Source organism: Sphingobacterium sp. UME9 (assembly GCF_014170215.1).
Taxonomy (GTDB): Bacteria; Bacteroidota; Bacteroidia; order Sphingobacteriales; family Sphingobacteriaceae; genus Sphingobacterium; species Sphingobacterium paramultivorum.
In genome coordinates, this window is the sequence record NZ_LZZP01000005.1 from 738,101 (window position 1) to 760,919 (window position 22,819).

The following is a 22,819-nucleotide window of genomic DNA, read 5'->3' on the forward strand; positions in this document are numbered from 1 at the left end:
TAACTGACAATTTACCACTCAATCCATTGGTCACTGCATTGATTTATCGCCGTGACTGTTCCATCTGAGCCGCTGACATATGCAATGCTAGGCCCTCTGGAATAATAACCAGCAGGAGCGTAGTTTCCTTCGATTGTGAAGAGTACTGTGCCTACCACAATTCCCGGGCTCACCTCATTTCCTGCATTAATGAAATAATACCTCTTTTTATCTGTTGAGGCACATAAAGGTTCGCCGGAGCCATCAATGAAGGATTTGTAAGCCAGATTAACAACGTAAGCATTTTCTGGAAGACGCCTATTACCATTACAATCATATAGCTTTCCATTGAGATTGTAGCAATATGTTCGGATAATATCCCCAGTATGGTTCTTTACTGCAATCAACCGATTGAACACGTCATATTCATACGACTCGATTATACCTCGGGAATCTGTTCTGCTTTTTATTCCAATGAAAGGAGCATAGGTATAGGAGGTGATCTGTGCTTTTTTCAGGGACGCATTGTTTCGGAGCAGCTTTATTGCATTGTTAATGGTCGTTTCAGAAGCTGCTGACGAATTGAGGGCATCTATCGTTGACTGTCCCAGAATTCCGAAAATCTCATCGTAGGTAGCATTATTTATTTCCGCAATAAGATACTGTCCACAATAACCCCATAAATAGACCTGTTGGGGCTTGCCATTTTCTATGATTTCCAATGGATTTCCATAAATATCGTATTTCGTTATCTCTTTTAGAAGAACTGCGCGGGAATCCACCCGGAGGTACTCCCTCCAAAATGCTGTACCACCATTATCATAATATGACGCCAAAATAGCCGGTTCAAGATAGTTTATCGTTTTGCTGTCAAAGTTCATCCGGTAAATTCGTGCAGGGGCAATAATATTATCAAATGTCCCATAATCAATAATATCTTGGCTTACAGGAGTAGAATGATAAGCATTATTTATATATCTTGTTTTATTATTTGCAGTTACAACAGGATAAGCAAGCATATTCTTGATTTTCATTGTCCTGTATGTATGTTCGCGCACGGATATTACACTTTTTGGAAAGCTAAATGGAAACTGATAATCCATCATACGGCCAATATTATTACTTGGTGCATTATTGACCTCATAAAAAGTAATATTATTAGCACGATTGACAGAAATATCTTGGTCTCCATAGAATCCCGATAAATAAAACAGCTCCGTATTTGTTGTTTCAATCATATTACCATCCCTTAGCTCCTTAACAATGGAAGATTTTAGGGAAGGAGTAACAGTGGGATAAGCTCCCGAGGACGCCCGCGTCCCGCCAATATCCCCTTCCTCAACACGTTGGATAAAGGGCACCCCATAAGCATTCAAAGTAGCAGTCTGATAGGTGTTAACTGTTTCTTTCTGCAACACTTTGGAATTGTTATAGATCTTTTGGATAAGTTCCAGTCCCCGATAGGCTTGAAAAGAAATAAATGGATCTTCAAACTGTTCACTGTTGAAATTCGAATGCATCAATAGCGGAGCTCCATCCATATAACCATTGTCGTGATTAGAGTAAATCCTTGTTATATACCCATTCCCGGTCGTTTTTTCTGTTACTTCTGAATAGGTGATATGGGCGCCTTTGGTCAATCCCAAGGGAAAAAAATTCCTGTCCATTCCTCGCTGATAATAAGCCTGTACCGAACCCGAACTTCCAGACCAGAAATCGCCGGACTTATAGGAGGAAAAACGGCTGCCGGAATTGGAATACCGAGGATTGCCAGCAAGCACTCCGGAAGAGACTGCACCGGCAGTTATATAGTTTCGTGAATAAAAATATTCAGTTTTTTTGGGAGCACTCCCATCTTCGGGGCTTGAGATAATGCTTTTTATACGCAACCCACCAGCAATCAGATTAGATGTCGTATCACGCACAGTAAATGGGTATTGAAATGCAACCTTACTGTACGTGTGCGGCTCATAGTCCAATATAGTGACACCTCCTTCGGGATATTGTATTTTTTTTAGCATTTCTGCCTGTAAATAGGTGCCATTAGGCTGGCGATTGGCATAATAAGTGGAATTATAGCCATATTCATTGCCATTAAAATATCCCCAGTGATCAACCGCTCTTGATTCATAATTTGGCAACAACTGCTCATTATAAACAAACCTGTATTCCTGATCCTTTAGAAATGAAGTACCCGTTCCAACTCCCAACAAGATTTCATCTAAACGCAATCTTGTATCGCTTTGTTCCCTATATCTAAACCTGAGCGTCTTGTTGGTGCGGCCTATACGGACTTCATCCAGTTTCTGCCAATAACTCCTTCCACCATTTGGATCTGGAGATTGGGTTGCATATAGTAACTGACCTATGGTAGGTTGTTCATATCCTGACATATTATAGGCTAGTTCACCGCTTGGACTATAATGAAACGTTACTTCCTGCAGGGGAGTTTTAATGGACTTTAGATAACTTGGATAGATAAATGAATACGTGCTCCTCTGCAGGCTTCCATAGTATTGATAACCACCCGAACCCCAGCTTACAGAAAAAACAAGCAGAAATTGGGCATAATTTTTAAAATTGTATGAGCCACTTGAAATTGTAAGATCTCTGAATGTATCTGGTACTATAAGGCGGCCTTTGCGTTCATATTCGAAATCGGTACTATAACCATTCGGCGATATAATTTTGCTTATATACCAAGCGGTAGCTATATTATCCTGACTGTAACCAAGCGTTCCCGAATTGGTAAACTCAATATTGTTTACTGAGTTTCCAAAGATATACTGATAACCCTTGTCATCAGTAATCTTGATACCGTAAATACATCGCTGGCTCGTTTGGGTGTACATACCCCCACTTTGATTTGGAGAATCTTCAAATTGGACATTATCTTTAATTTCTGTAATTTCCCCCTTTAAAGTATAATTACCGTCCGATAAAAATCGTAGTACCGGAGGGCTCGTGGAATTCTGCCTAGTGATATAAAATACTCCGGAATAGCCATTAAAATTAAAGTAAAACTCATCAGGGGAACCATCGTAGGCATAATCGTTGACAGGTAAATTTGCCCCATCTCTGGCAAACTTCTTGACAGTATTAATATCATTATACGTGTCCGCAACTCTTCCACCGGTATAATAATATCCGATATCATAGGTATAAGTTACCCCATTAACAGTACGGTAGATCTCATCTTTTTCAGCTACCACTTTACGGTAAATTGCTCCACCTCCGGCACTTAAACTCCACCCGAGCCCCGAAAAGCCGGGGTGCTGCTTGACTTTGTTTCCCTTTGTATCATAGTTGAGTACAATTGGAACAGAGATATCCCTATATGCAACAGTATACAATGGGACCTGAACATTTGCCTGTCCAGTAAAACCCGAGACAGGAACAATGCCCCTTTCAATTAATTTTTCAACGTTCGGAGAGACGACGCTTTGACAATAAATAGTAGTCCATTGCCAAATAAATAGCGAAATGAGAATAATTCTTTTCATATTATTCAAAGTGTAAGTTAAGAAATGTAAGGCTAATGGCAAGAAACTCCACTGAAGGAAGTTCAAATCTGGCTATACGGCATGTTATAAATAATCGTAAATATAATAACTGGTAATTGAAGTTAAATTTTATTTCTTAGTTTTCAAAATCAAAAACGTTTTTAAATTTAAAAATCTATCATTTTATAAAAAAATAAACTTTAAATAGTTGAAACGGGAAAAACGAACTAGAAATTGGTCCGATGTATAATATTAATTTGTTATATTTAGGCTATTAGGGCTTGCAGCTAAAACGTATATCAAACCAGTGAGTTATTCGGTGAGTAGGGAAAAAGAAGGTTTGTAAGCTGCTGATAAATAGATTGATGCAAGTAGGGTTCGATTCCCCTACGGGCTACACAAAGCGACTTCAAAAGAGTCGCTTTTTTTATTTAAAGCCGTTACCAATTTAATGCCTTTGATAAGCATATTGGGATCAATCTGAATTCTTGGGGGAATACTAAAAATTTCCTAGTTTAGCCTCTTTAATTCAGATAACATTGCAAGAGGCCGAACGTAAATTATTATCCCTGTTGATGCCCGAAGGGCTTTTAGAGTATTTCCAGATTTTAGAAGTCGATCAGGTTGACAATCAACTCCACATTTATCTAGACGAGCTTAATATTGCTCCAAGGGGCTATGAGAACAGCAAGTTGGAGTCAAAGGGCTTTATGCCTTCCACAGAGATTTCAGACTTTCCCATTAGAGGTCACAAAGTTACACTACATATCCACCGCCGCTGGACAGTGTTAGATACGGGACAGGTTATCATAAGAGATTGGAACCTGGTGCGTGAGGGTACTCGAATGACGACTGAATTCGGGCTTTTTTTAAAGAAGATATTTGGATAACTATCCTGTAAGTGCCCAATTGGTAGGATTATTCTTCGAGATGGACGGCAAGCAACTTCAGGATCAATACAAGAACCATCTCAGTGACTTCCATAATTGGGGCCAAAAGCCACATGCAGAAGGATGGACTCTTTTCCCCGGGAACATCTCCGGACGCTTGAGCATCGATGAGACCAGTTTTAGCAACGGTGAATTATATACCATTGTTAGCAGTAAATCGGCAAAAGGACGATCCTAGCAACTATCAAGGGCACCAAGGCTGAGAATATCATGACTGTTCTTGAGTTAATACCTTTACGTTCAAGGAATAAGGTGAAGGGGGTGACCATGGATATGGCGCCGAACATGGCCAAGGCAATCCGTAGATGTTTCAGGAATGCCAGACGTGTGGTCGATCGGTTCCATGTCCAAAAGTTAGCTTACGATGCAGTGCAGGAACTCCGTATCAAGTACCGCTGGGAAGTATTGGATGCGGAAAGCAAGAAGATAATGGAATCGCGAAAGGGAGGAATCCCATATGAACCCGAGTTGTTGCCTAATGGAGACACGCTCAAACAGCTACTAGCTAGATCCAGACACCTCTTGTTCAAGCATCCAAACCGATGGTCCGAAAACCAGAAAAACCGAGCTGAATTACTGTTCATACGGTTTCCCAAGCTAAAGCTGGCTTATGACCTTGGAATTGCCCTGGGCGACATATTCAATAAATGCCAGGACAAAAAGATAGCATTTACCAAACTAGGACTGTGGCATAATCAGGTTGAAAATGCGGGCATCGCTTCATTTGAGAGCGTAGCAAGATCCATTGCAGCGCATCATCAATACATTCTACACTACTTCGACAATAGAAGCACCAATGCTTCAGCAGAATCTTTCAATGCAAAGCTCAAAGCGTTCAGGAGTGTCTTTCGCGGCGTAAGGGACACCACATTCTTCCTATATAGAGTAATGAAATTGTATGCTTAAAAACTTCTCCTCCCCCAAACTTTCGGTATGATCCCATATTGCCTCTCAAAAAAATCAATAGAAATTTATTACCAGCGTAGTCAAAAGCATACAGCTTAGTTGTTTTACTTCCTATCTAAAGGTTCAAAATTTTCAAACCGCATTACCTGTGCAAATTGTATCAGTTCAGCTTTTAATTGTTCGATCGTCAAATTGTCTACCTTTTTAGGCGAGTAAACTTTAATTAATGAATCTATGTCTAAATATATTCTATCCTGCTTGGAACTTGCCACGAAAGCCATAAAGCGTTCTCTTTCTACTTTTGGATACTTAACTAAAGCCCTAAATTCAATATTACTCGGAAATCCCATGATTACATTGAACTGTATTCGATAACCATCAATTACAATCTCTTTGATTTCTTCGGTAAAATTCCATTTTGATTTTTCATTAATATAGGCTGTAGCAAATCCTATCCGATCCAATTCATCGAATGGCTGTATATTAAGTGCTTTCTTCTTAACCCATATTTTATTCAGCCAGGTCAAGTAAGTCATTCCGACTAAGAAAAGAGGGAATATAACGGACCCTAACAGAAAAACGCTGATGAAAAGAGTCCAGGTAGGATAATCTCCATTCGCAATAGAAATTGCCATGGGAAGGATAACAAAGAGTACGGTAAAACTTAACGATAATATCTTGAATGCTAAGAAGAATTTATGCTTATTGAGTTCTAAAAAGTTATTCATTATAATGTAGTAATATAGCTCGGTATAAAGGATAGCTGCTTGACAAATAAATATACTAGGGAAGTCGAAACTTCCGGCTTAGGCCATTCAGCATCACATAATTCAGCGCAAAAGTATCAAATAAGAACAAATATTAAAAAAGTAAAAAAGTCACTCCGGAAAATGGAGTGACTTTCAGCTCTACCAGATTGCAAGCTAGACTATACTTGAAGTTGTATTATGTCTAATCTCGGATGCATTTTATAATCCTTTAACATATACTTCTGCTATAGCGGATGAAGGAGGACGATTACTTGCTGTTACTGTACATTTTAAATAACGGGCTTTTGTTGTCGGAACATTAACGGCCAACGTTGATTTGGGACTATTTGTTCCAAAATCAATCTTTCCTAATGGAACATATGTTTTGTTATCATTACTAGCCGAAAACTCAACAACTTTTAAATCATTATTCCAAAGTCGCCTTGTCAATTCAATCATCATCACATTATATTCTTTGCCAAAATCTATAATCACGTAATGTGGCAACGGTGGTTCTCCACCCATCCATATGTTATGCCAGAAAGTATCGGGGTTTCCGTCCAGTATATTTTCCTTTTCACCACCGCCAATCCATTCGGAAGAAGCAGCGATGACCTTCCAGCCACTACGTGGAATATCCGGCGGCTGAAACGAAACAGGAACTAATATTGTCGAAGCAACGGGGTTAATACTATTTTTTGAAACAGACTTAATCCGTAAAGGCAAAGCATATTCTCCGAATAAATTGGTTGATCCATCAATAAGTCCCTTTTTTTGAATGGTGTATGAGAAACTCGCTTTATTCTCCTTCTCAGCAATTTTATAAGGTGCAGGCAAAAGCTGATAAGCCGTTTTCGGCAGTAATTTCAACTTCTTATCATCTGATACCGTCCCATTGTAATCATCCAAAATCATGGGATCTACTTCAATTTCGTAGTCAAGATTCCATTGATTAGGATAATTTGTCACTAATGTAGCTTCGCCTATAACCTGTTCAGCACCAGTGGGGCTTAATTTGATTTGATCCAGCTGCAGTCCTGGCGATGTGAACTCCAAAAAAGGATCTTTAATATTGGGGATGAGCAATGTAGTTGCCATTTCAGGTTTCAACGCATGCAATAGTCCGCCCTCGACTTCAATACGGCAAGGAAGCACATACAACTCCTTATACTTTCCCTGCAACGCTTTTATACGTTCGCTATCAAAAACAATTGCTATATCATGTAAATAGTCTTTTTTTGAAAATTCTAAAGCGGTATTGTCGATTTTATAGCAATCTGGGGGGAGCAACTTATAGTTTGTACCCTCTTGCGCATTATATGCAGCTAGATAGGCTTCGTCAATCTTAAAGTTGACCTTTGCTTCCTGCTGTCCAATTCCAGCCTTCACAACAGTTACATTATAATCAAACTTTCCCCAGTCAAATACCGTTATTTTATTCTCTTTAAAGTCTCTGAAATAAATGGTGTCATCGACCATATTATTCATTCGATCATCCTTTTGACATCCATTCATCAAAACCAATGTCAGCAGGAAAATACAATAGGAAATACAATTTCTCATCATTTTCTGTATTAGTAAATAAGTACTACCATCCATAGTTTTGCGTCATGTTGACCATCTCACTCAGTTGCTGCTGATGTATCGGAAAGAAATAGTGTTTTGCTTGAAATACCCGTTTGCCAGGGAAGACATCTTTTGTGCGTTCCCATGAAGCCTCATAGGTTGTCGCTGCAACATTGCGTGTGTAATAAGGTTCATTCATTTCCTGTTCTGCAATCATCCATGTTCTTAAATCCGGATAGCGATGTCCTTCAAAAGCCATTTCTACCATGCGCTCTTTACGAAGAAGTCCTCGAAGCAATTCTTTATTTCCCAAGACTTCAGGATAAGCCTCCTCCAATTTATTCAATCCGCTGCGTTGGCGAACGAGATTAACATATTTCAGGGCCTCAGTTTCATTTCGGTTTGGCTTTTCATTACATGCTTCAGCATAATTGAGGTATATCTCTGCCAAGCGATAAAAAGGCCAGGCAAACTGTCCCCAGTTTCCAGATTCTATGTCGTTTGTTGGGTCACTCATCCTCCGCCAGAGATATCCCGATTTGACACAGTCGCCCGTTTTGGTATAGGTTGATGTTCCTCCATCGAAAAACGTCACCTTTTTGTCGCCATGCAACCTATTAATCCAATACATTCCATTCGCTAGAATAGATGCATAAAATCGTGCATCACGTCCCACACAACTGTTATGTGCTTTAAAGGCCGCAAAATTGTCCAATGGATGCACATAGTTATCTGTAAATCCAGTTTCTTGGTACCCGGATTTTTCATCAATAATAGGTTGGCCATTGCTACTGTAGCCCGTAATTGGATAACGTCCAGAGCTCGCCATTGGATAAGAATCGACCAATTTCAATGAAGGAGCATACCCACCCCAGCCCATCGTAACGACGCGAGGAGGCGCGGTACGAACATTATAATTAAAGCCATCGTCTGACCAGCGGCCCCAAATAATTTCCGAATTCCACTTTTCAAAATAAATACCCATATATGATTTTATCGCACGACGAAAGCTGTTCGTCTCTTTATTATCCTGATACAGGGTATATAAATTTAGATCAATGAGATCTTTAGCCGCTTGGGCAGCTAGCTCCCATTTAGTAGGATCAACAGTTTGAGGAAACAGGAATTCACCATTTCTATTCTTCAAACCCACATATAATTTCGCACCATTAAATAACGGTCGTGCCATGTACAACAATAGCTCTGATTTAGCGGCCATTACTGCACCTTTGGTCAAGCGACCATACCAGGCCTGATCGGTAATCTCCTTAGGTAATACAGCAGTTGCTTTATCAAATTCCGAGAGTATAAAATTAACGTTGGCTTCCAAGGACATGCGATCCACTGTCTTAGCATCGATCTTATCGTCTGCAGCACGATCACCCCAAACAAATACAGGTCCGTAGCGTTTTAACAATAGGTAATAAAAATAAGCGCGTAAAAACCTGGCTTCCGCCTTCATGATACTTTTAGTAGATTCATTGAGCTCTACATTTTTATCAACATTATTGATAAAAATGGTCGCCTGGTTAATGCCTTGATAATTATGTACCCATGTTGCATAATCGTCTGTTGTCACTCCCCAACCTCCATTTGTGAAGTTGAGCCAAGGTACCCATGCTACCCAGGAGAACAGCGCTTCATCGCTAAGCGGCACATTCCCCCCCTCACTATTAAATAGATCATGTTCAATGGGTAAGTAACCATATACTTGCGCGAGATACCGTTCGGTTGTTGTACGCTTCTGAAAGGTTTCATCAAGGGTCTTCTGGTTTGCCAAATCCACATCCAAATACTTACTGCATGCCCCAAAGAAAACCGGTACTAAAAGACAAGTCAAGAGGTAAATATATTTTTTCATCGTTTTTTCGTTTAGAATATCACACTTAGACCAATATTAAATACGCGCATTTGCGGATAACCACTTCCCGAGACCGTTTCCAATTCTGGATCCCATAATTTGAATTTACTGAACGTAAAAACATTGACTCCTTGGGCATAGAAACGCATTGTTGACATTTTCCATTTTTCTATCCAACGTTTAGGTAGTGTATAACCAAACTCCAGATTTTTTAAACGGATAAAGCTCATATCGCGCTGCCACCATGTAGATGCCTGGGAATTATTGGCAATATTGAGAGACATACGCGGATAAATAGCGTCCGGGTTTGGGTTATCAGCGCTCCAACGATGATCTGCGACATCGGAATAAATTTGTCCTGCATTCCAGATATTGCCTGTCTGCCCATACAAGGGCCCTCCGGCAATAATTCGCGTAATCTCACCCACACCATGAAAAAATGCGGCAATATCAAATCCTCTCCAGGATACACTCGTTCCAAATCCATACGTCAACTGTGGCATATCAGTATCACCTATTGCGACCTTATCCTGCTCGGTTATCTGTCCATCTCCATTAATGTCTCGATACTTGAGATCTCCCGGGTGCGGACCATCTCCGTATTTCTGCACAGGACTGTGTGCTATTTCCTCGTCGGATTGGAATAAGCCCAGCGCTATCAAGCCCCGCTGCTGTCCCCAACGCTGTCCGATATCCGATTGGTAAGCCCACACGGGAACTGGTTTGTCATCAAATAACTTTTTATTACGATTATAGGTGATATTCCCACGAATCTGAAGGCCGAAATCTCCCTGATGGTGATTAAATTCCAATGATCCTTCTATACCCCTATTCTCCATTTGACCAATATTGACTAAAGGTTTCACATTTACCCCAACAACAGAAGGCACACTCTCCTGTGGGATATAAATCCCATCGCGCTTCTCAGCGAAATAATCCGTCTGAATGGTCAATTTATTAAATAGCGTCAATTCTAAACCAATATTTCGTTTCAATGCACTCTCCCAGGCTACCAATGGATTTCCGGGATAACCTGTGGCAATTCCAGTCAATGGTTTTTGCCCCCCTATACCAAATGAATATCCTCCACGGTCTTCCATCTCCGAGTTATAAGCAAACCGACGTTTTCCATCAATTTTATCGCTACCAATCTTACCGATGGATCCGCGGATCTTCAAGAAGCTAATCACGGGTAATAAGGACTCAAAGAATGGCTCATTACTTAGCACATAACCCATGGCCAAGGACGGAAAGAATCCAAAACGCTTCTTAGGGGCAAAGTTTTCTGAACCGTTATAACCAAAGTTGCCTTCGATAAAATAGCGATCCTGATACGAATAAGTGAGACGGGAAGCAATTCCGGTATTTCGATAAGGTAACGCAGCTATATAATTGTTCTCCGGAAAATTATTCGTGCGCTCACGCATAGAGAATAAAAATAGCCCCCCGAAACGATGCTTCTCCGCAAACAATCTGTCGTACATTAGTGAGCTTTCAAAGTTGATTGCCCGCTCGCCAGAATGCCAATCCTTTAATGTGAAATAATCGCTTCCAGCGCCATTATCTTTCAAAATCAAATTTCCATCACTATCCCGGGCATTCGTCTTATCCACATAATAAGTGATAGGATTTTTACGTCTGTCCAAAGAAGTCGAATTTTTAGCATCCCAAGAGAATTTGACATTTGCTCTTAATCCAGGTGTGATCAACTCTGAGAAATCTTGCGTTACGCCAACCAGCGATTGCGCATTATTCCAAAAATCCTTTGAGTATCCTGTTGTATTCAGAAAATAATAGGGACTCATTGTATAGGCACCATTAGAAAATTGCGTTGGAATTGCCACTGGTGTTGTATGCAAGATAGTCTCGTACATCGTTCCCAAATCTAGTCCCAGACGGTTCTTTGTTTCGAATTGATTGGAGAGATTTAGGTTTACCTCAGTTGAAGGAGAAAGCTTGATATCTACATTAGATCGGAAATTGATCCTGTCAAAGTTCACCGAAGGATCATAGTTTGATGTTTTACGAGGCTGAAAGATGCCATTCTCTTTCATGTAAGAACCCGATACATAATATTTGATAAAATCTCCACCTCCGGTCACATTCACATTCAAACGTTCATTCGACGTTCTTTTCTTAAATATTTCTTGCATCCAATCCACATTAGGATACACATCCGGATCCACTTTATTCACGTACTTATTTATTTCTTCTTGTGTTAATGGTACTTTACCAGAGGCTTCAAAGTTGATATCATTATAATAATCTAACCATTGCGTAGCATTGGCCAATTTCGGCAGTCGTGTAGGCTCCAACATCCCCCGTTCGACACGAGCATTAATTGTTGGTTTGGCACTTTTCTTTCCTCTTTTTGTTGTAATGATCACAATGCCATTCGCTCCCCTTACACCGTACACGGCTGTGGCTGTTGCATCTTTCAAAACTGAAAAAGACTCTACATCCTCAGGATCAACTAAATCCATCGGACGTTCGATACCATCGACTAAAATCAATGGGCTATTACTTCCAGCAAAACTACTAACCCCCCGTATCCAGAACGAAGTTGCGGAGCCCGGCTCTCCCGAACCTTGCACCGTGACAACCCCCGCCATCTGTCCCGCCAATGAGCTACTAAGTTTTGCGACCGGGGTTTTCAATTGCTGTGGAGAAACACTACTAATTGCGCCCACCACACTGATTTTACGTTGTTTTCCATAAGCAACCACAACGGCTTCCTCCAAATCGCTTACTGCAGGCTCCAAAGTGACATTCAGCTGATTTGACGTACTAATATTACGCTCAGACGACTGAAATCCTACCAGCGAAAACTGCAGCACCTTATGCTGATCTTCAATTTCCAAGGCAAATTGTCCCTGCGCATCGGTCTTCGTTCCAATATTTGTCCCCTTAACCGAAACAGTGACACTTTCCAATGGCATCCCCTTAACATCCGACACAACCCCTCTTATTTTACGCCGCTGCAAGATCACCGCGGTGCTGGGAGAAACTGGCAGAGAAGCCGCTTTGGCCATAATCAATACCGTGTTCAGATTCAATTCGTAGGTCAGATTTCTTTCCGATAGAAACTCTTGCAGGACCTCTTTAAAGTTTTTGTGATTTGCTTTAATGGTCACTCTTTTCTGTTTATTGATCAAACTGTTATTGTACAAAAACTCGTACCCCGTTTGTTTTTGAATCTCATCCAGGACGTCCACCAAACGTCCATTTTTTATATCCAATGTCACTTGTTGACCAAAGCTAGATGCATGAACATGCACCATGGAGATGATGAGGATTAGTATGCATACTTTCATCCTGATAAATGCTTTTACAAAGAATTTTTGTGTAAAAAAGCAACTTTTGCTATTCCTTTTATACATTTGTATAGGTTTGGTGTTAAATGGTTTATAACTCAATTAGGTTTATTTAATTGCTAAACTACGATCGGGAGTGTTGCGAGCACTTCCGATTACTTTTAGCTCAAGGTCTCCTTATTACATAACAAGGACCCTCCCATCCTGAATTTTAAATTTATAATTGGATATTTTTTCCAGCTGCCGCAATAAATCCGAGAGCTTTTTGGTCCTCTTTATCATCCCCGTAAATTTATCGCTGGACGATGAATTCACCTTGACTTCCTTGATATCATACCATTCACCCACTTTTTGCAAGACAGTCTCAATATTATCTTCGGTAAAACGAAAGAAGCCATCCCGCCATGCGAGAACCTCTTTTAAGTCGGCTTCCTGTACCACAATTTGTTTCGTATGCAGATTAGTTTGTGCCTGCATTCCTGGGCTTAAAATCTGTTGATTATGCCCCGCAGCTACAGCAACTTTACCTTTGATTAAAGTAGTCAGGATTTTAGTTTTACTGAGATCAGAGGCGATATTGAATTGCGTGCCCAACACTTTAATCTGGGTTTGTTTTGTCTGAACAATAAAAGGTTTGCTACTGTCGTGAGTGACATCAAAATAGGCTTCACCATCCAAGGATACCGTTCGGGTGTGATCATCAAAATGCGTGGGATAGGTCAAACTAGCGCCCGAGTTTAGTTGAACTTGTGTGCCATCAATCAGCTTCACGGTCAATGAACTACCTTTTGGACTAAGGAAAGTTCTCATCTCGGACTTGCCTTTGCCATTATTTCTAATTTGATACACTACTGTGCCATCTGTTGCTTTAACGATGCTCAGATCGTTTTTATCCAAGGTTTCAGGATGTTCTTCTGAAATTGAATATTGATCACCATTTGAAAGTTTAAGTATAGGTGCACCGTTTTCCGGCAAGGCGATTTCCCTTGGCGAGATGGCTTGTTTAGACGTTGTTTCCTGCGCGTTTTGCTGGACCAGAAACAGAATTGAAAAACAAAAGACAACAATTGCAGCTGCAATCGCCCCCCATTTGATGTAGCGCAGCTTTGATTTTCTTTCATCTCCTATCTCTTCATGATGTTCCCCTATTCGACTTGAGATCTGATTTAAAACCTGATCCCTGTTAAACAGCTCCGAGCGTTCAGGAATTCTTTCGCCCATACGTTCAAAAAGATCTGAAAATTCAGCTTCTTCCAGCTGATCTAATTGATCGAGCATCTCTTTCAATTCCGAACGAGAGATTGTATTTCTAAAATAATGGGTTAGCAAATAGCGTAGTCTTTCTTCTTGCATGGTCAAATTGGTTCGTACTTTCTAAGTATTGATTTTAAACAGTACACCGCAAAAACAGAAAAGGACTACACTGAAAAATATTTTTTTAAAAAATTTTAGATCAAGCCGAAATCACCTATGGCCATAATAATTTCTAAATAGATCTTAAGCCTTGCCATAAAAAATGTAAACTGGCGCTTAATATAGATACATCAATAAATGAGATCCTTTTTCAGAAAAAATAAAAAAATAGGGATAATAGCGGATTTCGTCCAGAACGGACTTGTTTTAAATGTTTCGATGCTCTGGCAAGATGGTTTTTTACAGTGTTCTTAGAAAGATTTAGTTCCTCTGCAATTTGATTGTGAGGTATTCCTTCGATTCGGCTTAATGTAAAAACAAGTTTTTGTTGTTCAGGAAGTAGGGCAAGATAATTTTCTATTTCACCAGCAAGTTCCTTTCGTTCTATTAAACCGTCGGCGCTATCCGAATGATGTTCAATATGGTAATATAGAAGTTCAAAGGCCGAATGAGAACGTTTAATACTTCTTAGTTTATTGAAACACTCTCTTTTAGTCAATACATAGAGAAACGGCCAAAGATCCACATCCTGTTTTATACTTTCTCTATTGGTCCACAGTTTCACGAAAACTTCCTGCACGACATCCTCGCTCCAGCCTGTATCTTTCAACAGGTGGAAAGATACATCGAAAATGCGGTCTGCATATCGTTCGTAAAGTTTTGGTAAAACAGCCTGCTTTCCTATAGAGAGCGCCTGGATCAAATTGGCTTCATCGTTTTCTTTTCTCATAACTAAAGCGCCCAATCTTCAGTTTATTGGTCTTTGTGCTTTTCATAGGTAACAATTAGATTACAAGGCCAAGTTAACAATTATTTCAACATATTTATTTTAAAAAATCAAGCATATTAAATTTTTCCAAAGCGATCTTCTAACTAATAGATCGCTTTGGGTTCGGATTTTTCTTGCGCTTCTTTGTAGCGCAATACCTGCGATAGAATTGCTGGATTTTCGATCACTTTAGGTCTAAACTTTGTACTGTTCATATACGTTAAAATAGAGCTCAACAGCTGTCTTGCAACCGGCCTATTGGCTAGATCCGCCTCCAGATCAAACGTAGCGATCATCAGCTTGCCTGACCCTACCGTTCCTTCAAAAAGAGATGCTAATCTTCTATTATTGGCAAAGTTATCAATGAGCTCTACAACTGCATTTCCGCCTTTGACCTGATCCGTAATCATCGTAGTCGATTTAATTTGGAGATCCCACCATTGCCAATCTGTATGATTATCTGTCGGGAAATCGGCAAATACAGGGTGTTTAGGGTCACAAAGCAAGCCCATTGTACCTGCCTGTTTTGGAAAATGTACCGGACTCCAAAAAACAGGAACGAACTTCCCTTCAATACCGTTTATTTTCTTCCAATCGGGATTTAAAAGTACCTTTTTCCCTTCTTTCAGCAAGTGCAATGCTTCCTCCAATTCGCGCGTATAGCTAACTTCCCCAAAATCAACGGCTACCTTTTGAGGATACACCCAAATATTCCAATGATTTTCGTATGAAGTACCCGCAAGTTTAAGTTGAATCGTCAATTTCTTCGCCTGTCCAATTGTTTGTAATGGTATTTCTAAATGCCCCACATTGCCTTGATGTCCCTTTCCAATGGTTGACTGAAAATGTCCTTGTGCGACTATTTTTCCCGCATCTTTCAGGAACCAACTAATCCCCTGATTCTTCAAAATCTCCTGTCCATAATTACTCACATCTATAGAAGCTTTGAACGTTTCATCGTTGGTATATACCGCTTTCGCAAACTGGAGCAAAGGCACTACTGGAGCGCTAAATTGTCGAAATTCGGCCGCTGAGAGAATATGTTTGCTGTCCCAAAAAGCATCTAATAAGCCCACCAACGCCGTTCCCTGACCAGGGAAATCGTGAAGATCAAGGAGCTGATAACCGCTGATACCCGGTGTCTTCAACGCTCTTTCCATCTCCTCTTTGTACAGAATAGCTGCCAATTTCCCCGAGGACATCGTATATGCTTTGGCCTTATGTAATAATCCTTTTTGTTTTAGATCTTCTGCTACAGAAATGAAGTTTAATGGTTTTAAAACACCTTTATATTTTTTGATTTCGGCGAGATTGGGATAGACAGCATATTGTCCAATTTCGTGCGTCACGACCGGAATCGAAATTCCTTCCAAAGAATTGCTGTAGTTTTTATTGAATGTAGGTGCTTCGCTATTAAATACACCTTGTCCCCGCACCCAGCCCTTGGCTGTCCACTGGGTAATCAGATAATCATCATAGGGTTCTTCCTTCACACCATGCCCTTGCTGGAATGTAAAAGAAGTTGCCGTATAAAGATGCCGTTTGTCTTTTTCCTTTACGTATTTTACCAGATCATTCAGCGCATTGAAATCACCACTCAACTCATTACCCATACTCCAAAAACAAAAGGACGGATGATTTCCATAAGTCTGCATTATTCGATTGGCCTCTTCATAGAGAAAATTCATCACTCCCTCGTCTTTACCAAGATTATTCTCCCAGATTGGCAACTCAATTTGAAGATAGAATCCCAATTCGTCGGCAATAGCAAAGGCGGCCTCAGGAGGACACCATGAATGAAACCTCAGATGATTTAGCCCCCATTCGCGTGCTGTCACAAAGACTTTTCTCCAACCGGCCTTATCCATCGGCGGATGTCCCGTTAACGGGAAGATACTGCACTCCAATGTTCCCCTCAAAAATAAAGGCTCACCATTGACTTTTAGCATGGTCCCATCCGTAGAAAGCTCACGCATACCTATTGAGGTACTCAATGTTGATACGGCATCTATGGTTTTCAATTCCAGACTGATGTCGTACAAATGCGGTGAAAATTCGCTCCAAAGTTTCAGTCTGTCACCAAGAAGGTAGTTTAGATTGATCGCTGAATCCCCTGGCGACAGCTGAATGGTTCTTTCAACGGGTGGTAGGGAACCCATTTTGTCTTTTACCTTTATTTTCAGTTTACCGACAACGGCCTTTGCAAGTTTATTACGGAGATTGATCTGCAGATTGATTTCCTTTTTCGCTAGATTAGGGCTCGCATACACAGACTTCAGACGCACCGCATCGTAGGCCTGAATAGCAATCTTTCCAAGAATGCCATTCCAAATAATTTGGGTGTGATCGGTATAAGCATGCGCCATATCATCAACGCTGATTGGGAGCTTCTTCCTGTTATCTACGCGGATTGTCAACCGATGCTTCTTTCCTGTTTTCAGTAGTGAACTTAAGTCAAACTCATGCGGACTGACAAGGCTACGTTGCTTTTGTACTACTGCTATCCCGTCGATCCAAACCATAGACTCCCAAAGAACACGCTCGAGGGTTAAGATCATCTCCTTACCTGCCCAACCTGCCGGGATTGAAAGTTCCCGTGTATACCATGCGGCCCCCACATAACGATGTGTTCGCGTTAGATGCGAAAGCTGAGGTTTGGCAAGAGCAGGTGTCAACGTATTTACGGTTCCTAAACCCGCATCATCTGTTGTTCCTGGTAATTTAATCGATGTTTCGAACGATTTACCAGCCCAACCATGCTCGATACCGATATCTTCGGGATCAAGCCGAACTTTCCACTCTCCTGCAAGATCAAGACGATTTAGTCCATCTGCCCAGACGGTATAACTTTGAAATAAAATGACGAATACAATGATATAGCGATACATACTGAAATTAATTCTTTAAAGAAGTTTCACCTAAGAAAGAATGTATAATGGCTTGGCTCCCTTGGTGATTTGGATCTAACTGCTGCACTTGTACCAAATAATCCATTGCCAAAGCACGATCTCCATTCCCCAAATACCCCAATCCCATGACATACAGACAATGTATTTTATTCTTATGATCCAGATTTTCCTCCCAAATATCCATATCAGGCAAGGAAACTGCAAAATAATCTATTTTAAAGGGCTTGTCAATAAATAACTTTCCATGATCTATTAAACATTGAAAACGTTGTTCAGCTCGCACCGGATCACCAAGCTCATGCCAGGCTAAACCTTGATAAAATATCTTATCTGGTTGTGGATCATTATAGAAAAGGGCTTGCTGGGGTTCATCAGCACCTTCTGTTGCTTTATAGAAATAAACCTTAGCTTCTTCGTCCATACCCAATAAACGATGGACAAGTCCCTTATAATAGTGAATATCGTTTTCTTCCATTGTAATCAGCTTACCTTCACCAAGGTTATGTGGATAATAATCAATCGCCTTTAGTAAGGAAAGCGCCTGCTGCAGTTCATTTTGCAGTATCGATTTTTTAGCCAATTCCAGCTGACATATGGTATATTGACGAGAGACCTTACCTTCTCCTCCTTCCCAGGGCTTAAACTGCCGGGAAGCAAGCAACGTTTTCGCGCTCTCGTATTCACCCAAGAGATTAAATAGGGTGATGCGCTCCAAGAATAGATCATCCCTAAGCGTCACCAAATCCGGATATCGATCGAGTAACGCCAACCTTTCTTTGTAAGAGCGTCCCTCCTTCTTGTAGAGCTGATGAAGCTCCATGAGTAAACGTGCATCAGTTTCATCCAATGAAAATGCGCTCTCCAATAGGGGTACAGCTTCTTTCTTCTTGTCTATCCGATTATAATAAGCTAGGGCCAAATTACGATAAACGGTAGGAAACTGTCCATCCAATTGGATCGCATGCTCCCAACAGTCAACAGCATCCTGATGCTGTCTTTTACCATACCAAAGATTGCCCAAATAATACGAGGCCTTTGCGTCAGCACTATTTAAAACTATGGCATGTCGGAGAATTGCAATCTCTTCCAAACGATTTGGAAAACAATAAGTCGGATCCATAACGACGGCTTGGTCACAATAAGTTTTTGCCTTGTCATGCAAGCCCAAATGAGTTGCGAAATAACCTAGTGTATAATATACCATAGGGTAAACTAAGGTTACGTCTTCAATGGTTTTTTCCAGGAGTAAAGATGCTTCTTCATATAGACCGGCATGAGCAAAATCCAATGCATACTCTATCGCACTATGAATATTAACGCGCGCTAAATCGAGAATAGGAGAAAATATCGATTCTTCTTGTGTTAACAGGTACCATTCGAATCGACAGCCCATATTAAACGGATCCAATTCCATTGATTCTTGAATACATGCTAAAGCGGCATCTTTTGCCCCGAGTTTTCTTAAAATAGAGGCCTTCAGCTGCCTTCCTTTATGGTGATACCAGTTTCTGCTCAATGAGTGATCTATTTTCTCCAAAGCAGCTTTCCAATCGCCTCTCTTCGCATCAATTTGTGCCAAACCAAAATAGCCAGAATCCTTCCATGCGGCATTCCATGTTGCTTTGTAGAAAGCTGCATAAGCACCATTCAGATCCCCAGATAATTGCAGAGCTACACCAAGGTTGTAATAAGGTTCTCCATCATAAGGATTGGGATTACGCTCGGTAGCGCGAGCGATCGCGGTCTCAAAATAAATAATGGACTCCTCTATCTTACCGTTCCGCAACAAGAAAGCGCCCATTGCATTATTACATCTGATGTCGCTCGGTTCACGTCGCAGAGCTTCCTTATAATAATCCAATGGGTTATAAGTTGCATGTCGGTACTGCTCCAGATGCTGTCCTGTCAAAAACAATTCTTCGATAGAACAAATATCTTCGGGCAGCAATGCTGCCTGTGCTGGTTTGGGTATATCTTTGGCATCCTTCGGCTGTTCTTGCTGGTAGACCAATATTTCATGGTTATTTTTATCATACACGGTCAATATGAGTTCGGTTGGTACACTGTCCAATCCAGCAACACTTTGGGTATAAATATTCCGAGGAGAACAAGTCACTTGTTCGTCCAAATAGACTTTACCGGCCGTATTACGTAACAAAACACGTATACTTTCATACGTCCCTGTTGTATACAGGACAATGTGAGCGGTCTGCTCCCGAATCTCCATATTGAGCACCGCATCTTTTGTTGCATTTTTCACCTGTCCGACTTCTGCGTAAGGCATAAAATACTGCGACCAGGATTTCACTTCGTAGGGTTGTAACCAAGCAAAATCAGGCTGATTATCTGTATATACACCAGCCATCAATTCAATATACGGTCCATTTTCATCTGTCAGGTTTCTATCCCAAGCGACACCAAAGTCACCATTTCCCCAGGTCCACTGTTTTTTCCCCGGTGAAATGTGATGGTCGGCCACATGTAACATCCCCGCATTGGTAGCACCAGCCTCATAGCCGCCAACGAAGTTGTATTTCGATTGAATGGCCATATAGGATGTCGGAACAGGAATATTCTTGTATTGTGCAATATCAACACCTGCCGAGTAATCGTACTTGTAATAGGTCCCCGTAGCAATCGGGAAAGAAGAAACCTCTCGCTTTCCATGATCAAAAACGGCATTGACATCGGGAGGGAACACGGAATAATAGTCGTCATTCACAACAACAGCTGGATTGGCCCACCACAGAAAAGTTTGTGGCAATGCTGTCCGATTATACACCTGAACCTTGATTTCCAGATACGCTTTGTCGGGATGCAAAGTAAATCCCTGCATGGCCTTCGTCCGAAACATACGCTCGATTTCGTTGCACCAAACCGTAATACTTCCATCGCTGTTGTGTTCGATTAAATGCTCTGTTGGCATAAAAGTAGTCGGTCGATGATGCTGGGGCCAATTAAATTCAATCCCTCCGGAAATCCAAGGACCAGTGAGCCCAACCAAAGCGGGCTTGATAACTTCATTATAGTAAACGAAATGTCGTTCTCTAACTTTATCATAAGCCATATGAACCCGTCCACCTAAAGCTGGAAGAATCATCACCTTGATATATTCATTTTCAAGAAATAGCGCTTGATAGATCTTGTTTCGCTTTTGATCGCTAATTTTCTCTATGATAGGATAGGGATATACTGCCCCCGAGCTACCTTGGTATACGCGCTTTTCGGCAAATATGGGATTCTTCTCCATCGTCCCAATCTCGTATGTTGGAATCGCAACCTGCTCCTCCCATGCTTTTACGATCCCTTTCTGGTCAACTGTTGATTTTATGAGGTTACGCGTCAATTCTGTCATTTTCTTAATACACTAATAGGTTTATATAGGTCGAGTTGATTATCCTGGTGCCAATTATCCTTCCAGTTCTTGTTCAATTTCTTCTAAGCTTTTTCCTTTGGTCTCTTTCAGTCGGCTCCACAGAAACAGATAGCCAATAAAACAGACTCCACCATACAGCCAGAATGTACCAGCTGCGCCCAAATTTTGATTCAGTAAAGGAAAAGTATAAGTGAGCACAAAACATGCAATCCATAATAACGATGTCGCAATCGCCATGGCCTGCGCCCTTACAGCGGTAGGGAATATTTCGGCGATGATTACCCAAGTAACAGGTGCCAAGGTCATTGCATACACCGCAATTCCGGCTAACACAAGCAGAAGCACGAAAATTCCACTGCAATTGAAATAATAGCAAGCTCCTAAGGCAATATAAATCACAAAAAGTCCTGCCGATCCGAAGAGCATCAATGCACGACGACCAATACGATCAACCAGATACATGCCGATAAATGTAAAAATTACATTGATCACTCCAGTGATAATAATATTGAAAAGCATCCCCGAAACTGTATATCCAGCAGCCGTAAAAATTTCTTGGGCGTAATTAAAAATAACATTAATCCCACACCACTGTTGAAAGACCGCAATAAAACTCCCTAGCAACAACAAGCGCAGCAACTTGCCCTGAAATAAATTTCTTTTTCGAGCTTTACCCTTACTTAGCTCAGCCGCCTCGGCAATAGATCGTATATTTTCTGCTGCATATTCATCTCCACCCATGCGTAAAAACACGCGCTTTGCCTGTTCGTGCTTCCCTTTCGTATACAACCAACGGGGGCTTTCGGGAATCAGGAAAAGTAATACCAAAAAAAAGACCGCTGGGATCGCTCCTGCCCAAAACATCCACCTCCAACCCTCTTGCCCATTCCAGGTTTCTAGAATAGATTCTCCAGCTAAAACCGGCTTAGCAATGAGCCAATTAACCACCTGTGCTGTAAGTATGCCCAGTACAATGGTTAATTGATTGACTGATACAAATTTTCCCCGACTTTCTGCAGGGGCGATTTCCGCGATATACATCGGAGCCAAATTGGAGGCTACACCAATACCTATCCCGCCCAAAATCCGATAAATAATAAAGGTGTCAAGTTCGGACGCCATGCCGGTTCCCAATGCAGAAATTATAAATAAAATTGCGGCTGTATAAATCAGTGGTTTTCTACCATAGCGATCTGCCAGTCCCCCGGAGAGCAGTACACCAACAAAGCTTCCCACAATCGCCGAAGACATGGCCCATCCCTGCAATGCAGGATCGGATTCCAAATGAAAATAAGCCTCATAAAATGGTTTTGCACCTCCAATAACTACCCAATCATATCCAAATAGAAATCCACCAATAGCAGCCACAAAAGTGATCAATAGCAGATAGGTCGTCGCAGTCTTTTGCATAAGAGTTTACATATTTAGATTTACTTAGGTAAAATTAATGGATTACTTGGGGAGAATCATGTAAGTGAACACGATAAACATGTAAAATATTACTATTTTTATAAGGATAACCAA

The 22,819-nt window shown here is 41.0% G+C and carries 13 protein-coding genes; 3 read left to right on the top strand and 10 right to left on the bottom strand.

Going from position 1 to position 22,819, the window contains the following annotated elements:
• Nucleotides 1-11: 11 nt before the first annotated feature.
• Nucleotides 12-3,482, bottom strand: coding sequence for a hypothetical protein (locus A9970_RS11655; protein WP_182982377.1), 3,471 nt, complete (start codon nucleotides 3,480-3,482; stop codon nucleotides 12-14).
• Between the two features lie 539 nt (nucleotides 3,483-4,021).
• Between A9970_RS11655 and A9970_RS11660 the strand changes: the two genes are divergently transcribed.
• Genes A9970_RS11660 through A9970_RS11665 form a run of 3 tightly spaced genes read left to right on the top strand, consistent with a single transcriptional unit; the run spans nucleotide 4,022 to nucleotide 5,338 of the window.
• Complete coding sequence (locus A9970_RS11660; RefSeq protein WP_182982378.1) at nucleotides 4,022-4,372, top strand: transposase; 351 nt, start codon at nucleotides 4,022-4,024, stop codon at nucleotides 4,370-4,372.
• Complete coding sequence (locus A9970_RS28680; protein ID WP_259655376.1) at nucleotides 4,365-4,610, top strand: hypothetical protein; 246 nt, start codon at nucleotides 4,365-4,367, stop codon at nucleotides 4,608-4,610. The genes A9970_RS11660 and A9970_RS28680 overlap by 8 nt, the downstream gene beginning before the upstream one ends.
• A 32-nt stretch (nucleotides 4,611-4,642) precedes the next feature.
• On the top strand, nucleotides 4,643-5,338 hold the full coding sequence (locus tag A9970_RS11665; RefSeq protein ID WP_259655377.1) for a transposase: 696 nt from the start codon (nucleotides 4,643-4,645) through the stop codon (nucleotides 5,336-5,338).
• Nucleotides 5,339-5,442: 104 nt separating this feature from the next.
• Here A9970_RS11665 and A9970_RS11670 read toward each other — a convergent pair whose 3' ends face one another.
• The 9 genes from A9970_RS11670 to A9970_RS11710 form a co-directional block, all read right to left on the bottom strand.
• Nucleotides 5,443-6,066: a hypothetical protein gene (locus tag A9970_RS11670; protein ID WP_182982379.1), complete on the bottom strand. Its 624-nt coding sequence runs from the start codon at nucleotides 6,064-6,066 to the stop codon at nucleotides 5,443-5,445.
• Between the two features lie 240 nt (nucleotides 6,067-6,306).
• Entirely contained in the window at nucleotides 6,307-7,653 is a 1,347-nt protein-coding gene (locus tag A9970_RS11675; RefSeq protein WP_182982380.1) for a BT_3987 domain-containing protein, read from the bottom strand.
• Nucleotides 7,654-7,675: 22 nt separating this feature from the next.
• Nucleotides 7,676-9,514 carry a RagB/SusD family nutrient uptake outer membrane protein gene (locus A9970_RS11680; RefSeq protein WP_182982381.1) on the bottom strand — a complete coding sequence of 613 codons (1,839 nt, stop codon included), beginning with the start codon at nucleotides 9,512-9,514 and terminating at the stop codon, nucleotides 7,676-7,678.
• A gap of 11 nt (nucleotides 9,515-9,525) precedes the next feature.
• Nucleotides 9,526-12,828: a TonB-dependent receptor gene (locus A9970_RS11685; RefSeq protein ID WP_220801584.1), complete on the bottom strand. Its 3,303-nt coding sequence runs from the start codon at nucleotides 12,826-12,828 to the stop codon at nucleotides 9,526-9,528.
• Nucleotides 12,829-13,008: 180 nt separating this feature from the next.
• A complete protein-coding gene (locus A9970_RS11690) occupies nucleotides 13,009-14,181 on the bottom strand; it encodes a FecR family protein (RefSeq protein WP_182982382.1) in 1,173 nt (390 codons plus the stop codon).
• Nucleotides 14,182-14,392: 211 nt separating this feature from the next.
• Nucleotides 14,393-14,971 carry an RNA polymerase sigma factor gene (locus tag A9970_RS11695; RefSeq protein ID WP_120335201.1) on the bottom strand — a complete coding sequence of 193 codons (579 nt, stop codon included), beginning with the start codon at nucleotides 14,969-14,971 and terminating at the stop codon, nucleotides 14,393-14,395.
• A gap of 143 nt (nucleotides 14,972-15,114) precedes the next feature.
• Nucleotides 15,115-17,898 (bottom strand): sugar-binding domain-containing protein, encoded by a 2,784-nt coding sequence (locus tag A9970_RS11700; protein WP_182982383.1) that lies wholly within the window; start codon nucleotides 17,896-17,898, stop codon nucleotides 15,115-15,117.
• 7 nt (nucleotides 17,899-17,905) lie between these two features.
• The gene (locus A9970_RS11705; RefSeq protein ID WP_182982384.1) at nucleotides 17,906-21,274 is read right to left on the bottom strand and encodes a DUF5107 domain-containing protein; all 3,369 of its coding nucleotides are present in this window, start codon (nucleotides 21,272-21,274) and stop codon (nucleotides 17,906-17,908) included.
• Between the two features lie 54 nt (nucleotides 21,275-21,328).
• On the bottom strand, nucleotides 21,329-22,705 hold the full coding sequence (locus A9970_RS11710; RefSeq protein ID WP_182982385.1) for a sugar porter family MFS transporter: 1,377 nt from the start codon (nucleotides 22,703-22,705) through the stop codon (nucleotides 21,329-21,331).
• Nucleotides 22,706-22,819: the final 114 nt, after the last annotated feature.